We start from the raw sequence: 16,689 nt of genomic DNA, 5'->3' as shown, positions 1-16,689 counted from the left end.
CTATCACCTTATTATTAAAAAAAGCCCAAACATTTTCTAAAGTGTGGGCTCTGGATTCAAGATCGCTGACCGCTGGTTTAAATACGTCAACTGAGTACTTATATACGGTTTATAATACCGATTTTATTTTATGTGTCAAGATTTTTTTTAGTAACGCCCGACTTCCCCGATCTTAAAACCAGGTTTTATCACTTATTCATGGTGGGCATGAACTTTATTTTTACCGTTTTTCTTAGCGGCATATAAGGCGGTGTCCGCTTTTAAGATCAGGTCATATCTGTCCGAAGGGTCTGTATAATTGGCAATGCCAATGCTAAGAGTTATTTTTTCCTTAGAAGAAATGCTCTCTATTTTTCTTTTGATTTTCTCCGCAACAATTTTTGCCTGAGAAATAGCTGTATGAGGCAAAATGGCCACAAACTCATCACCCGCATAACGGCATGCCACATCTGTATCTCTTAATGTCTTAGCAAGAGCCTGTCCGATTGTTCTAAGCAATTTATCCCCTTCTTGATGGCCAAATGTATCGTTATAAACTTTGAAATTATCAACATCCATCATCAGCAGGCATAATGACCCTGGGTGGCGTTTAAGCCGCATGATTTCATGGTCTAAACTTTTCGTAAAATAACGATAATTATACATATTTGTCATCGGGTCAGTGACTGTGAGATAATTTAATTCTCGATAAAGCTTGGCATTCTCAATAGCGACAGCGACTTGACGGCTGATCATGCAAAGAATTTTTAGATCTATTTCAGAGAATACGCCATCTTTGCCAAGGGAATTTTTATCGGTCACATTGATCACTCCCATCACATGACGATCTAACTTGATGGGAGCGATTAAAAATGATTTGCTTTTGCAGGAAGCCCTGTTTTTTCTGGCAAAACGGCTATCCGATTCAATATCAGTAACCAGGATAGGTTCCCCGTCTTGAGCCACTTGGCCCGCAATAGGCATTCCAACCTTTAAACGATTTCTCTTAACAATATTCTCTCCCAAGTCCCTATGCCCTTTAATGCACAACTCTTGGGCATGTTCATCAATCAGCATCAAGGAACATCGCTCAGCGTCTAAAACTTGCGCTGTTTTTAAAACAATAAAATCAATTAATTTTTCTGAATTGATGATCGTATTAAGGCCTTCTTCGATATTTAAAACTTCTTCTAGCTTGGTTTTCTCAAACTCCAGTTGATTTTTTAGGATTTTTAGATTATTGTCTGCCGTAATTCTATCCGTAACATCTCGCGCGATCGATGACGCGCCAATAAGCTTTCCGGCCGCGTTAAAAACCGGCGAGATCGTTAAGGAGACATAAATGATCTTTCCATCTTTACACTTGCGCTGCGTTACATAATGATCTACCTTATCTCCTCGGCTGATATGATTCAAAATCTCAGAGGCCTCATCTAATTTTCCATCCGGCGTAAGAATACCTATGAATTGGCCTAAAACTTCTTCGGATTTAAAACCATAAAGCTGTTCAGCGCCCTTATTCCAACTGATGATATTGCCGTTTAACGTTTTGCCGATAATGGCATCATCGGAAGAATCCACAATAGCGGCTAATTGCCTTGAGATCTCTTCCGCGTTACGGCGATCCGCAAGCAATGCAGCCAGGATTAATCCCGTAACAGCGACAACACCTATGAAAGATTGCAAGAGGACCAGCGATTCATTCATTGACCCAACGGCAAAAGGGCCAAATCCATGGACTGTCTTCCAGATGGCTGTTCCCAGAATAACAAGCATAGATAGCGCCACGCCTCTTTGCCCAAATCGAAATGCCGTCCATACAATGATCGGTATGAGAATAAAGGTAAAAGAAGAATAGATCGCCCTTAGCTGCGGTTTCCCTCCAAATATCAAGAGGCTGACAACAAACAAAAGCGCCAGTGAAGTTATGGATTGAACGAACTGCGTTATCGTCCACTCTTCTCCGGAATCTTTATACCAGGTAAGTAAAATAGGAGTAAAGATCAAGATCCCGGTGGCATCGCCCGACCACCATGTATGCCAGATCGTTAAATAAATATCCCAAGGAACTATTTTTAAAAGGCAGATAACAGTTGGCCCGATCGTACAACTTACAATAGGCGCCAAAAGTGCGACAAAAATAAACTTAAGAACATTTTTACTGCAGCTAAGAGGATTCTGAGAACCAAGAAAAAACTTTAAAAGCACCATGCCCGATAATGCTTCTAAAGCATTCCCGATCCCGATAAAAAAAGAAGCAGTAATAGCCAGCGGCACGCTCGTCGTTCCATTAGCAACGAAAGTGATCACATTCGCAAGGAACGATCCTAACGCGATACCGGGCCAGATGCGGTACCCAAAAAGCAAAATAGCCGCAAAAGCAATACCCGAGGGAGGCCAAACAGGCGAGACATTTGTTTTGGGAAGAGCCAGCGATAGGCTCGCGCAAGCCACAATGCAGTACACAACAGCAAGGATTGCGGTCCTTGACAGCCATTCTTTTGGAATGAAAAACGGTCTGGTTTTCATGAAAAGTTTTGGCTAGAAATTCTTTTGAGATAATTTTTCTAAGAAACGTATTTGCGAGTGGTGCTGAAAGTGAGCAACAGCAGAAATATTGGATTTGAAAAATACCAGAACAACTACCTATTTAATACACCTGAAATATTTTTTTGTCAATATTTTTCAGGTGCTGGGGGTCTGTTTATAGGATTTTATTATACTCGGCAAGTCTCTTTTCGATATTTTGCGTGATTCCGACATAACACTTGGAAGGGTCCGATGGGCTAACCCGGAGCAAGTAATTGCGGTATCTGTTGCTCGAAATTTTGACGCCTTCACCGTTGAAATATCCTGTGTCCTGACTCGGTCGGAGCCTCGTCAGGACACCATTTCTTTTTTCTGTAGGATGAAAAACCTCCGCCCGATGGGGTGGGAGGTTTTTCATTTAAGGAAAGAAATGGTGGAGGTGCGGGGAATCGAACCCCGGTCCTTGAATTACACCATAAAGGCCTCTACATGCTTATTTTGTTTTTTGAAACTTCATTCCGCTTCCCTGCAAACAAACAAATGTCGGCAGAACTAGCTTCTTAGAATTTCATGGTTATTTAAAAAGCGTAAACAACCACTATCCTGCTATCGGCTTCTTACCCACCCGCAGGCGAAGTAAGATAAGAAGGTGCCGTGTTATTAGACGGCAACTGTTGCAGCGCCGTTGGCGATAGCCTCGGCCTCTGCAATGAACGCGTCGTTATTTGCGTTTATGTGTGCTTGGATTGATATCGGGGCCGACCAAGCTTCCCCGGCATGCCACCTAAATAGCGTCGAACTCAAGTCGAGACCATTTCACCCCCAAATTTTTAAAGAGCAACGATCTACATCTAAAGCGTGATAATTATAATTCCAAGTTGCGGGATTTGCAAATTTATTCCGGCTTCCCACAAAGTTATTTCGTGAACCCACGGGGCTTTATTTTCACCCTATAAAATGTTAAGATAGATTTCCTGTTAACTAGAAACTTCTTTTATTTAATTGAAGAGATCCTCCATGGCAAAGAAACTACTTTTCATTTCTATATTTTTTGTTCTCTGGGCTTTTTTTCCTTACGCCAGCGCCCAAGATATTACATTGTCCGATGAACAAGTTTTCAAGATCGGCGAACGAATATTTCAAAACGAGTGCTCCGACCAAAATAAATGTTTGTTAACCTGGAATGAGGGCGAAGATTTTCTTTCGCTGGGCGTCGGACATTTTATTTGGTATCCGGCCGCCACAAGCGGACCCTTTGAGGAAAGCTTTATCAAGCTGCTAAACTACCTTGAATCAAAAGGAAATACGCCTCCCGGCTGGCTTACCCAAAATCCTAAACCGCCCTGTCCCTGGAATAGCCGCCAAGATTTTCTTAAAGATCCCCAAGATCCCAGGATTTTAGACCTGCAAGATCTTCTTGTCAGAACAAAATCAGATCAGTATTCCTTTCTCCTTACCCGCCTTAACGAAGCCTTGCCTACTCTAATACAGTTCGCTAAAGATCAAGACCGTCCTAAGATATCAAAGCAATTTTACCTTTTGAGCTCTACCCCATCAGGAATTTACGCGCTTATGGATTATATCAATTTTAAAGGATTGGGTGTTTTGCCCTCCGAGCGCTATCAAAACCAGGGCTGGGGCCTTCTGCAAATATTAAGTGAAATGACAATGCAAGAAGATAGCGCGAAAGCCTTGGAAGAATTTGCGCAGATCGCGGGCAGACTATTGGAGGAACGTGTCAAGAATTCTCCGGCGCAGCGTAACGAAGAAAAATGGCTTCCGGGATGGAAAAAAAGGGTCAATTCCTATCTTCAAGCCTTTTAAAGGCCTCCCAGAATTTTTAAAAGGCACAAAACTAGACTCCTGCGACATTTTTAAAATTAACAAATTTATTTGTAAAAGTACAAATTTGTGATAACTTAACTGTATTAAATTTATGAAAAATCCTGTTATTGAAACTGATATTTTGATCATTGGCGGCGGGCCTGCCGGATTGTCTACGGCTATTCACCTCGCTGATCTTGTTAAAAAGCATAATGAATCCGCGGAAAACGAAAAGTCCGTCCCAGCCAAGCTTTCTCCTCGTATTCTTCTCTTAGAAAAAGCCAATGCTATGGGAAATCACACCCTTTCGGGGGCTGTCATTAACCCCGTTGGGCTTCGCGAGCTTTTGCCGGACATTCAAGAAAAAGACATCCCGTTTGAAACCCCGGTCCTTAAAGAAGACGTTCAATTTTTTACAAAAAATAAGTCTTTTGCCCTGCCTTTTCACCCGCCTTATATGGGAAATAAGGGAAACTATATTGCTTCTTTAGGAAAAATCGTACGCTGGCTTTCTGAGATCGCTGAGAAAAAAGGTATTCAGGTCTTCTCCGGTTTTAACGGACATGAAATTCTTTATGAAAATGGCAAAGTGTCCGGTGTGCGCACCGGAGCTTCCGGTATCGATGCTCACGGAACGCCAATGGAAAATTACCAGCCCGCTACGGATATTCGGGCTAAGATTACCATTTTCGCCGAAGGCACGCGCGGAAGCTTAACAAAAACACTAATTAAGAAATTTGACTTAGATAAAGATCGCAATCCGCAAGTTTATTCTTTAGGTGTCAAAGAAATCTGGGAGATCCCGGAAGGAGTACTTCCCGTAGGTTACATCGCTCACACGCTCGGTTTCCCGTTAAAATTTGATCAATTCGGCGGCGGTTTTATTTACGCTTTAAGCAAAAACCTTGTGGCCATCGGCTTAGTGGTCGGGCTCGATTCTAAAGACACTACCTTTGACACACACCACGCTTTTCAGGTTTACAAAAAACATCCATTTGTTTCCAAGCTTATAGAAAAAGGAAAGCTTTTACGTTACGGCGCTAAAACAATTCCCGAAGGCGGATTTTTCTCCATGCCGAAGCTTTATCATGACAATGCCCTGATCGTCGGAGATTCGGCCGGCTTTCTGGCTATGCCGAGCTTAAAAGGAATTCATTTAGCCATTCAATCCGGAATGATGGCGGCCAAAACCGCTTTTGAGGCCGTCAAGAAAAACGATACCTCTTCCCGGCAACTAAGCCTTTACGAAGAATTATTCAAAAAAAGCCAGTCCTTTAAAGAGCTTTATGTGGTGAGAAATTTCCGCCAAGCCTTCAAAACTAATTTATTTTTAGGAATGTTGCAATTTGGAACACAGATTCTAACCGGCGGACGCGGGCTATCGTTTAGCGGACGGCTAAAAATAGAAGAAGATTACAAACATTATCAGCCGGTTAAAGAATTTAAGGGAAAAACATTCTTAGAGAGAAATAAAGAGGCTCTGATCTTTGATAAAAAACTGACCTTTGATAAGGAAACAGATATCTTTTTTTCTGGCACAAAACACGACGAAGAACAACCCAGCCACATCGTTGTTCCCAGCGCCAAAAGCTGCGAAACATGTATTGAGGATTTTCACGCTCCCTGCCAGCGATATTGTCCCGCGCAGGTTTTTGAAATTTCCGCCGACGCTAAAACAGGAAAAAAAGGATTAAAACTTCACTCATCAAATTGCGTGCATTGTAAAACGTGCGATATTGTAGACCCAATGTGCAATGTTACCTGGACAACGCCCTATGGCGGCGATGGCCCAGAATACGAAAATATGTGAGGATGTTATGAGTTTAAAAGTTTTTAGTCTCATGAAGCAAGTTCCCGTCGCGTCAGAAATGCGCATGGGCTCCGACGGCTTGATGGATCGCACAAAAGCAAAATCCATCATTAACGTGGATTGTTCTTTCGGCTTAGAACAAGGCCTGCAGATAAAAAAACACGTTCCCGACGCGGAATTAATTGTTGTTTCCATGGGGCCGCCAAGCTTTGAACAATCTCTTCGCAAATCAATTTCTATGGGTTATGACCGCGCCGTTCTTCTTTCTGATAGGCGTTTAGGCGGTTCCGATACATTCGCCACCGGCCTTGCCATCGCCACACTATTAAAAAGTTCTCTTATTCCTAAAGATAATAAATTCATTATTTTCGCCGGACGGCAAACAAGCGACGGCGATACCGCGCACGTTCCTTCGCAAACAGCCGAGAATCTTGGAATTCCTCAAGCCACCTTCGTAGAACATGTTGAATATTGCGGAGATCATTTAAAAGTACGGCGAATGATCGAAGGTGGACATCAAACCCTCAAAGTACCGATTCCCTGCATTATTTCCATCGCTCCGACAGCTGTCCACGCCCGAAGGCCGTCTTTAGCCGGCGCGATCAAATCAAAACAAATTGCCATTGAAACATTCACGCTCGATCAGATCGGATTAAGCCCCGACACCGTTGGACTCGCCGGTTCTCCAACCGTTGTCGCCAAGGCGGTAAACGTTGTCCATAATCGTCCACCGGTTCAAATGATCGATGAGCAAAAAATTGACACCGATCTTACCCGTGTTTTTAGCGAAGCGTCTAAACAATCGCACACGCCTAAAGAAGAAACCAATGAAGAAGAACAAGCGCCCAAAGAAGATAAATTTCCTCGTGTTGATTTTCGTAACGGCGCCAGCGGAATTTTAACGTGGGTTGAAGTGTACGGAAATACGGTCGCCCGTTCTTCTTTAGAAATTTTAAATCCGGCTAGAAAACTCGCCGATGAATTAAAAACAACCGTTACCTCCGTTATTATCGGAGATAATGTTACTTCCTTAGCGCAACAAGTTATCGCGCACGGAGCCGATGAAGTGATTGTTGTTAATGATCCTCGGCTTAAAGAATATTCTATTTTGCCTTTTGCTTCCGTTATTACGCAGGTTTCTAAACAGCGCCGTCCGGAAATCGCTTTATTTGGCGCAACAACATCCGGCCGAGAACTCGCTCCGCGTTTGGCCAGCCGCCTTCGCGCGGGTGTTACGGCAGATTGCACAATTTTACGTATCGGAGATTTTGTCAATAAACGTTTAAAATCTATTTTTGCCCCTTGTTTGGAAGCCATTCGCCCCACTTACGGTGAAAGTAAATTAGCGACCATTATCGGATTTTGGTGCCCGCAAATGGCCACCGCCCGCCCGGGAACTTTCGAAGCGCTAAAACCAGATCCGGAACGACAAGGAAAGGTTTCTGAATTCCACCCCGTTTTAAGCAAAGAAGATTTTCTTGTGGAGATTTTAGAAACAGAACGAAAAGAAAGCGGCGGACAAAGCCTTTTTAACGCCGAGATCATCATCTCCGGCGGACGTCCTTGCGGAGAATTAGATGAATTCAAGCTCATCAAAGATCTTGTCAAAGCCTTGCAAGACAAAGGCATCAAAGCTGACTGGGGCGCCAGCCGGCAAGCCGTCGATCATGGTTACGCGCCTTACAGCCGTCAGGTCGGGCAAACCGGAAAAACGGTACGCCCTAAAGTTTACGTCGCCGTTGCCATCTCCGGTGCTATCCAACACATCAGTGGGATGAAAGAATCAGGAAAGATCCTTGCGGTCAATATTGACGCGCATTCAAATATCTTTAATGCGGCAGATTATGGAATTGTCGGTGACTATTTGAAAGTTCTTCCTATTCTGATCGAACAGGTCAAGCAAGGCTTTACGTTTGGATTAACAACAGCCGAAACAAAAAATCCCGCACTCGTTTAAAACTTCCCTATTTCCCGCGGCGCGTCGCACGTTTTAATTCACGATCAACATCGCGTTTCTTAATGTCATCACGCTTGTCAAAAAGTTTCTTAGGCCGGCCTAAAGCCAATTCAACTTTAGCAAGCCCGCGTTTATTAAAATAGATCCTGGTCGGGATAAGCGTTAAGCCTTTTTGAGAGACAACAGCAGAGATTTTCTCAATTTCCTTTTTATGCAACAAAAGTTTACGCGGCCGATCGGGCTCTAAAGCCATTTCGCTTGATTGCGCGTAAGGCGCGATATGCAAATTAAAAAGAACGATCACGCCATCTTCCATGCGAGCAAAACTATCCGCAAAGTTCACTTCACTCGCGCGCAATGATTTCACTTCACTTCCCTTTAAAATAATTCCGCATTCCCATTTTTCTAAAAGAGAAAAATTGTGAAAGGCTTTCTTATTGCTGGCTAAATATTTTGGTTCCATATCAATAATTGAGCAATCCCAATTGCCGGTAGAATGTTAAAAAAAACGGCAGTGTAAAAATACTTAAAGCATTGGTGAAGAAAATACCTTGGTTGAGGAATTTATCTTCCAGTTCATGGCGGCGGGAAATGACCGACAAAGAATTAGCGCTAGGGACACACGCCTGAAGCAAGATCAGAAAACCGATCAGCCCATAGGTTTTAAAAGCTAGAATGAAACTAAAAGCAAGAAGCGGAAGCAAAACTAATTTTGTCAGCGTTACCAGCGCCGCTTTTCTTTTATCGACAGAGAAAATATCGATCATGGCTAAATTCCCTCCAACGATCATCACCGCTAAAGGAAGAGCGCAATCACCGAACATCTTAACGGGCTTTAAAATAACTTCCGGAATAAAACGGTTCAAGCCTAAGGCAATAAGGATCAAAGAAAGAACGATCGCTGTAAACGGCGACGCTATGAGATTCTTTAATTCAAATTTTCCAGCCTTATGTCTTGTCAAAAACCATACGCCAAAAGACCACATCACCAGATCAAATCCGATCAGAAATAAGAAAATATAAATGTATAGCCTTTGAGCCGGTTCACCTGAAAGTAAATTCATTACCAACATCAAAGGGATAAAGCCGGAATTCTGAAATCCAACAAGAGCAATAAAATCTTTTTTAGGAGAAACTTTTGCTACCCTTGCCACAAACCACCCTAAAAGAAATCCTGCCGCAGTCACAGAAAAACTGATCAACGGAAAGATCCACCAATTTTGATAAGCCGTAAAACTAAAATGCGTGATGAGTTGATGAAAAGTGAACAGCGGAAAAAAGAGGCTGATCATCAGTTTGCTTAATAAAACAAGCCCGGCATGGTCGATGGTTTTGCGTTTGACCAGAAAGTATCCGCAACCAGCCATTAAAAAAATTTGAGCCGTCGCCCAAAGTGTTGTTTTGAAATTTGTTAGAAAATCCATAATGGTATTACCGATAAAATTGGTGCGGAAGGAGAGACTTGAACTCTCACGGGTTTCCCCATACGCTTCTGAGACGTACGCGTATACCAATTCCGCCACTTCCGCAAAAACCTACCCTAATATTTTTCTAAGAAAAGGTTCGAGCGCCCCGGTAGGGGCGCAAAACATTTGCATGCTACCCTGAGAAAGATTCAAGCGCCCTCGACAGAGGGCGCGAAAACTCTGCAGCGCCCCACCAAGGCGTGGCGCAACTTATAAATTTACAGCGCCCCACCAAGGCGTGGCGCAACTTATAAATTTACAGCGCCACCAGTATAGCCACAAACGATTTGACTGTCAAACCCTTCCAAAAAGCTAGTGTTCTAGTTCGCGTAATTTCTGCCAAATGTTTGGATATTTGGGATCGCGGCGCAGCAATTCTTCAAAAGCCTTTTTCGCCTTTTGATCTTCCCCGCAATGTTGATAGGCGATCCCTAAATTATAATGCCCATCTAGAAATTCCGGGCTTTTTACGATCAAATCCTCAAAGCATGCTATTGCTTTCCGACAATCACCTTCCGCCCCATGCAAGCCGCACAATGCGTTACGGGCAAAAACATTGCTTTCATCCAAAGCAATGGTTTTCCTAAGTTCATGAATAGCTTCATTGATCTTCCCTTGTCGCAAATATAGCCGCGCCAGGAAACCTGAAGTTTCGCTATTCTTGGGATCTAATATTCCTGCGATCTTAAATTCCAAGATAGCTTCTTCTATCATCCCTTTTCTGATAAAAGAACCAGCCAGGCTTCGATGGATCCATTCTTTTTGAGGATAATAAGAATAAATGTCCTCATAAAACGTATCGTTGTTACGCCAGGCCGAATTTCTTAAAGGAGTCACTATCCCGTAAACTATCATTACGCCCACAAGAATAAGAATTTCGATTCGCCGCGGGAAGCCAACAGTGATGTATCTTACTTTCAGAGAAGTTAACTGCCGTAAACCATAAGCGAAGATAAGGAAAAACCCAAAAGACGGAAAATAAAGATACCGGCAAGCGATAATATTCTGGATTGGAAATATATTAGCAACCGGAAACAATGCTATGAAAAACCAGAGAATGCCGAATGAAACAACTCTATGCCTTTGCCAGAATCTTGCAACACAATACATCAAGAATAGTAAGGCCATTATCGCCGCAATAACTTCAATGGACCATAAAGAAAATTCTGCGATAGAAAAATCCGGAACTGTTCCGTGAATATTGACCGGAATAAACATCCAAAAGACATAAATCCCGAAAACCTTTGCCATCGTTAAGAAATTACTCCATGCCGTTTGCCCAAAATATATGAGCGGCTTATTTTCTGAAGGCATCACAAAAGCCCATATCCATAGAAAGAAAAGCAGCACCACTCCATAAGCCAAGTAATAAGACTTGATGTGCCTCCAAAAACCGCCTTTTATCTCTTCGCGGCAGAAACAATAGTCATAAAGTAAAAATAAAATAGGAAAAGTAACAGCCATTTCTTTAGAAAAAAGCGCTAAGAAAAATAATAGGTTGGAAAACAAAAGCATTAACCTTTTTCGATCCAAAGAACACGCTTTAGCTTTTATGAACAAAATAAAAGCCGAGATGCCAAAAAAGAAAACGAACAGATCTTCCCGGAAAGAAATATTATTAACCGCCTCCGTCTGGATCGGATGCAGCCCAAAAAATAAAGCCGCAAAGAATGCGCCGCGCGCGTCTTTTAAGATCATTCTCGCCAAGAAATAGGCCAGCACGCTATTAAAAATATGAAAAAGCAAATTCACCAAATGATATCCGAACGGATTTCGCCCAAAAAGAAAATAATCCACAAAATAAGAAATGGTCACGACCGGCCGATACGTCGCTTCCCCCGCTCCTGAAAAACATTGGCCCAAATACGAAACCTCATCCGGCGAAGTTAAATAATCGCGGCTAAAAATCAGAGGAAAATTGCTCCAAGATTTGACAAAATTATTTCCGGCGATCACTAAAAAGTCGTCCCAAACAAAGCCATTGCCTAAAGAATTGGCATAAACAGCGACGATAAGCGCGATAAGAATAACCACATGCCGGGATGTTTTATTTGGAAAAAGGCTTCCTAAGAAGTTAGGCATTTTCTAAACCTTAATGTTAGAACTAATCCAAAGACTTCGATGAGCTCTTCTAATTTTAATTTTGATATTCCTTGTTCGCGGTCAACAAAAACAACGGGGATTTCAACGGCCTTGGCGCCTTTTTGGCGGCATAAAAATAGGATCTCTTCTAAAAGTGATGGCCCCCGCGAGATCATTTTATCCAAAGGAAGCGCTGCTAAAACCTCGCGCCGATAACATCGAAATCCGGATGTCCAATCATGAATTTCAAATCCTAAAAATATCCGAACATAGAAATTGGCCAATCGAGTTAAGATATTTCTTAAAAAACCTCGTCCCTGGATCTGGCCTCCAGCTATAAGCCTGGACCCGATAACAATATCAGAACTTTTTATTTTTTCCAAAAACCTAGGGATATCCTTCGGCTGGTGAGAAAAATCGGCATCCATTGAGAAAATAACATCAAATCCACGGTCTAAAGCATATCGATAACCTTCTAAGTCAGATTTTGCTCGGCCGGATTTCTGCGGCCTTGTGATCAAGTGAACCCTGGAGTTACCTTTGCGTAAGTTTTCTACTATTTGCCCGGTTCCGTCCGGAGAAGAATCATCGACAATGACAACGCAGATCAAGGGATCCGCAAGCAAAATATCACCGATAAGGCGATCAATATTGCCTTTTTCATTGTAAGTAGGAATAACAACAATAGCTCGCATGCGATAGACCCGTTTTCTTTGAACGTTTCCTATATATTGTTTATCATTTTAGTTAACTTATGGGTTTCGTTCAACTTAAAAAACCTCTTTATTGACTTACGCATAGCTTATGACGGCCTTAAAACCAATGGGAGAAAGGCAATATTTGACTTTGTTCTTCCAAATTTTCTGCCAAGAACTCAAAAAGCACTTTAAGTAAGGCTCTTTTTAACCAAATTATCCTTGCACGAACAGAAATTCCATAATACAATAACCCTGCTTTTGACCTTGTCTTCTCCCTGTCATGGAAGGTCCCGAAATTACCCGATGTCTTTTTCAACCAATAAAGAGGAAATCAAGATGGATGATGCGGTAAATCACGATTACCACAGTATAGATGATGTTGAGATCAAAGAATGGCTTAGCTCCTTAGATTACCTTTTGGAGCATGAGCCGCCCCAAAAAGCTCAATACATTCTACAACAGTTAAAAATTCGCGCCCAACAAGCCGGAATTCAGGTCCCTTTTGGCGTTAACACACCCTATATCAACACCATTCCGGCTGAAAAACAGCCTCCTTTCCCAGGCAATAGAGATATTGAACGCCGCATCAAAAGTATTGTCCGTTGGAATGCCATGGCCATGGTCGTGCGGGCCAACCGTGTTGAAAACGGTATTGGCGGGCATATTTCCACCTACGCTTCGGCGGCTACCCTTTTTGAGATCGGATTTAATCATTTTTTCCGCGGAAGAAACGAGAATCAAGAAGGCGATTTGGTCTATTTTCAAGGGCATGCGTCTCCCGGGATCTATGCCCGTGCCTTTCTAGAAGGACGCCTAAGCGCCGAACAATTAGAGAATTTCCGACGGGAATTAAAGCCAGGCGGCGGATTATGTTCTTATCCGCATCCGTGGCTGATGCCTGATTTCTGGCAATTTCCAACCGTTTCCATGGGCCTGGGGCCTATTATGTCCATTTACCAAGCGCGATTTAACCGTTACTTGGAAGACCGCGGATTGAAATCACGTTCGGATGCAAAAGTTTGGGTTTTTATGGGTGACGGTGAATCTGACGAACCGGAATCATTAGGCGCCCTCACCATGGCCTCCCGAGAAAAATTAGACAATCTTGTCTTTGTTGTCAACTGTAACTTACAGCGACTTGACGGACCGGTACGCGGCAACGGAAAAATTATCCAGGAACTGGAAGCTGCCTTTCGCGGCGCCGGATGGAATGTTATCAAAGTTGTCTGGGGCAATGACTGGGACCCGCTTTTAGCAAAAGATTCAGAAGGATTATTGGTTAAACGCATGGGTGAGGTTGTGGACGGCCAATATCAAAAATATGTCGTTGAAAGCGGGAAATACATCCGCGAGCATTTCTTCGGCAAAGACCCACGATTATTGGAGCTGGTTAAAGGTTTATCCGATGAACAAATTCGAAGAATGAAACGCGGCGGCCACGACCCCGAAAAAGTCTACGCCGCTTTTAAAGCCGCCATTGACCATCGCGGTTCACCAACCGTTATCATCGCCAAAACCATCAAGGGTTACGGGCTTGGCGAAAGCGGCGAAGGTAAAAATATCACTCATCAACAAAAGAAAATGAACGAAGATGAACTGCGCGAATTTAGAGCGCGGTTCGGTATCCCTATTTCGGATGATGAAGTCGCTCAAGCGCCGTTCTATAAACCGGCGGAGGATTCGGCGGAAATGAAATACCTTCACGAATGCCGTCAAAAACTCGGCGGATATCTTCCCTCGCGAAGAGCAAAAAGTACGCCCATTCAAACGCCGCCCGAAGAAACTTTTGAAGAATTTTATAAGGGCACCGAGGGACGCGAGGTGTCCACCACCATGGTTTATGTGCGCATTTTAACCAAATTATTGCGCGATGAAAATATTGGAAAATTCATCGTTCCCATCATTCCCGATGAAGCCAGAACATTCGGGATGGAAGCCCTCTTTCGTCAATGCGGAATCTATTCTCACGTCGGACAGCTTTATGAACCGGTTGATGCCGATAGTTTTATTTATTACAAAGAGGCAAAAAACGGCCAAATCTTGGAAGAAGGCATTACGGAAGCGGGCGCTATTTCCTCGTTTATCGCCGCGGGAACCTCTTACTCGACGCATGGCATCAACACGATCCCGTTTTTTGCCTACTATTCCATGTTCGGTTATCAGCGCGTGGGAGACTTGTTCTGGGCGGCGGGCGATCTGCGTTGCCGAGGATTTTTAATCGGAGCGACCGCCGGACGCACCACTTTGGCCGGCGAAGGGCTTCAACATCAAGACGGCCATAGCCATTTAACGGCTCTGGTTATCCCAAATCTCAAAGCTTACGATCCGGCTTTCGCGTATGAATTAGCTGTCATTATCCGCGACGGGATCCGGCGCATGTATGAAAATCAAGAAGATATTTTCTATTACTTAACCGTCGGAAACGAAAATTATTCCATGCCGGCTATGCCGCAAGGAGACGGTATTAAAGAAGGCATTTTGAAAGGAATGTATCAATTTAAATCGTCCCAGAAGAAGAGCGGAAAATTACACGCTAATCTTTTTGGCAGCGGCGCTATTATGAACGAGGTTATTAAAGCTCAGGTTATTTTGGAAGAACAATACAACGTCTCGGCTAATGTTTGGAGCGTCACAAGCTATAAAGAACTCCATCAAGATGCCGTTGAGACAGAACGTTGGAACATGCTTCATCCTCAAGAGAAACAAAGAACTTCCTATATCGCACAGTGCCTTTCTAAAGAAACCGGAGTTTTTGTGGCGGCATCTGATTATTTAAAAGCGCTTCCCAACGCGATCGCGCGATGGATCCCCGGGCAATTCTTAGCGCTTGGGACCGACGGATTTGGCCGCAGTGAAAGCCGAAAATCTTTACGCGACTTCTTTGAAGTTGATGCCCGCTATATCGTTTTGGCAACCCTGGTTGGTTTAGCCAAAGAAAAGCTGATCAAATCCGACATCATTGAAAAAGCTATCAAAGATATGAAGATCGATCCCGAGAAACTTAATCCGCATACGGCATAAAGAAAGGATCTTGGCGTGTTAACCGAATTCAAACTTCCCGGCTTAGGCGAAAACATTAAATCCGGCATTGCCACCAAAATCATGGTCAAAGTCGGCGACTCCATTGGTGCCGATCAGCCTGTTTTGGAATTAGAAACTGATAAAGCGGTTTTAGAAATCCCGGCTTCCATTGGCGGAGTCGTTAAAGAGATCCTTGTTAAACAAGGACAGGAAGTTAAGATCGGCCAGTTGATTTTGAAAATTGAAGCCGGCGCAGCTGCCTTAAAAGAATCTCCTGCTCCGGTTAAAACAGCAGCCCCTGTTTCGGAAGCAAAAAAAGAAACCGTAAAAATTCCTGAGCCTTTTCTTGCTGCTCGCGAAGAAAAGATATCAACACCTCAGCCATCCGCTCACAAGGTAGAGCCAGCAACTGAAAAACCTAAAGATGTCGCGGCTGCCCCATCCGTACGCCGATTTGCCCGGGAGATCGGCATTGATATTGCCCGCGTTCCCGGAAGCGGGCCCGGCGGACGCATTTCACTGGATGATGTCAAAGCGTTTTCCAAGCGGATCAATACAGAATTGCAAAGCGGCCCCGGAATTGAATCCGTCAGCTTGCCTGATTTTTCTAAATGGGGATCTGTCGAGCGAGTTTCCACCAGCATGCTGCGCCGCAAAGCCGCCGAACATTTAAGCTATGCCTGGCGCACTATTCCTCATGTCACGCAATTCGATAAAGCGGATATTACGGATCTGGAATCTTTGCGTAAACGCTACGCTAAAAAAGTCGAGGAAAAGGGCGGAAAATTAACCATCACGCCTTTTATTCTAAAAGTCATTGCCTCGGCCCTTAAAACATTTCCGAAGTTTAATTCCAGCATTGATATGGCACGCAACGAGATCATTCAGAAAAAATATTATTCCGTCGGCATTGCCGTTGATACAGACCGCGGGCTTTTAGTACCGGTGATCCGTGATATCGATAAGAAAAGCCTCATTGAGATATCTATTGAATTAACGCAAATGGCCGAGCGTGCCCGCAATAAGAAAACTTCCATCGAAGAAATGCAAGGCGGAACGTTCACCATCACCAATTTAGGAAGTATCGGCGGAACATATTTTACGCCGATCGTTAATTCGCCGGAGGTCGCGATCTTAGGCATTTCCCGCGCCGCTTTGGAACCTTGTTATGCCAGCGGCGCTGTTTGCGCGCCACGGCTGATGCTTCCGTTATCTTTGTCTTATGATCACCGCGTCATTGACGGAGCTGACGGCGCGCGGTTTTTACGGTTCATCGTTGAAGCCATCGAACAACCCCTTATGATGCAATTAGAGGAATAAAAA

10 protein-coding genes, 1 tRNA gene and 1 other RNA gene are annotated in these 16,689 nt (G+C 43.6%); 5 read left to right on the top strand and 7 right to left on the bottom strand.

Going from position 1 to position 16,689, the window contains the following annotated elements; all coding sequences use genetic code 11:
* Positions 1–192: 192 nt before the first annotated feature.
* On the bottom strand, positions 193–2,508 hold the full coding sequence (locus WC676_03535; GenBank protein ID MFA5059677.1) for a diguanylate cyclase: 2,316 nt from the start codon (positions 2,506–2,508) through the stop codon (positions 193–195).
* Between the two features lie 431 nt (positions 2,509–2,939).
* Positions 2,940–3,332, bottom strand: a transfer-messenger RNA (tmRNA) gene (ssrA, locus tag WC676_03530).
* 193 nt (positions 3,333–3,525) lie between these two features.
* Between ssrA and WC676_03525 the strand changes: the two genes are divergently transcribed.
* The 3 genes from WC676_03525 (at position 3,526) to WC676_03515 (ending at position 8,099) form a co-directional block, all read left to right on the top strand.
* Entirely contained in the window at positions 3,526–4,332 is an 807-nt protein-coding gene (locus WC676_03525) for a hypothetical protein (protein ID MFA5059676.1), read from the top strand.
* Positions 4,333–4,444: 112 nt separating this feature from the next.
* On the top strand, positions 4,445–6,142 hold the full coding sequence (locus tag WC676_03520; GenBank protein MFA5059675.1) for an electron-transfer flavoprotein:ubiquinone oxidoreductase: 1,698 nt from the start codon (positions 4,445–4,447) through the stop codon (positions 6,140–6,142).
* 7 nt (positions 6,143–6,149) lie between these two features.
* Positions 6,150–8,099: an FAD-binding protein gene (locus WC676_03515; GenBank protein ID MFA5059674.1), complete on the top strand. Its 1,950-nt coding sequence runs from the start codon at positions 6,150–6,152 to the stop codon at positions 8,097–8,099.
* Between the two features lie 7 nt (positions 8,100–8,106).
* Here WC676_03515 and smpB read toward each other — a convergent pair whose 3' ends face one another.
* The 5 genes from smpB to WC676_03490 all read right to left on the bottom strand — a co-directional run bounded on the left by smpB (position 8,107) and on the right by WC676_03490 (position 12,342).
* Positions 8,107–8,562, bottom strand: coding sequence for an SsrA-binding protein SmpB (gene smpB, locus WC676_03510; GenBank protein MFA5059673.1), 456 nt, complete (start codon positions 8,560–8,562; stop codon positions 8,107–8,109).
* Between the two features lies 1 nt (position 8,563).
* Positions 8,564–9,523, bottom strand: a complete 960-nt coding sequence (locus tag WC676_03505) for an AEC family transporter (GenBank protein MFA5059672.1) — start codon at positions 9,521–9,523, stop codon at positions 8,564–8,566.
* A 20-nt stretch (positions 9,524–9,543) separates the two neighbouring features.
* Positions 9,544–9,628: transfer RNA gene (locus WC676_03500), tRNA-Leu, on the bottom strand.
* A 249-nt stretch (positions 9,629–9,877) separates the two neighbouring features.
* On the bottom strand, positions 9,878–11,647 hold the full coding sequence (locus WC676_03495) for a tetratricopeptide repeat protein (protein ID MFA5059671.1): 1,770 nt from the start codon (positions 11,645–11,647) through the stop codon (positions 9,878–9,880).
* Complete coding sequence (locus tag WC676_03490) at positions 11,632–12,342, bottom strand: polyprenol monophosphomannose synthase (protein ID MFA5059670.1); 711 nt, start codon at positions 12,340–12,342, stop codon at positions 11,632–11,634. Before WC676_03490 ends, WC676_03495 begins: the two co-directional genes overlap by 16 nt.
* Before the next feature lie 339 nt (positions 12,343–12,681).
* On the opposite strand from WC676_03490, the gene aceE reads away from it, so the two are divergent.
* Together aceE and WC676_03480 are read left to right on the top strand one after the other, a co-directional pair.
* Positions 12,682–15,366: a pyruvate dehydrogenase (acetyl-transferring), homodimeric type gene (aceE, locus tag WC676_03485; protein MFA5059669.1), complete on the top strand. Its 2,685-nt coding sequence runs from the start codon at positions 12,682–12,684 to the stop codon at positions 15,364–15,366.
* A 15-nt stretch (positions 15,367–15,381) separates the two neighbouring features.
* On the top strand, positions 15,382–16,686 hold the full coding sequence (locus tag WC676_03480) for a 2-oxo acid dehydrogenase subunit E2 (GenBank protein ID MFA5059668.1): 1,305 nt from the start codon (positions 15,382–15,384) through the stop codon (positions 16,684–16,686).
* Positions 16,687–16,689: the final 3 nt, after the last annotated feature.

Source organism: Candidatus Omnitrophota bacterium (genome assembly GCA_041649175.1).
Lineage (GTDB): Bacteria > Omnitrophota > Gorgyraeia > Zapsychrales > JBAZNR01 > JBAZNR01.
Note: the sequence above shows the minus strand (reverse complement) of the source record. Positions and strands in the feature narration are given on the sequence as shown.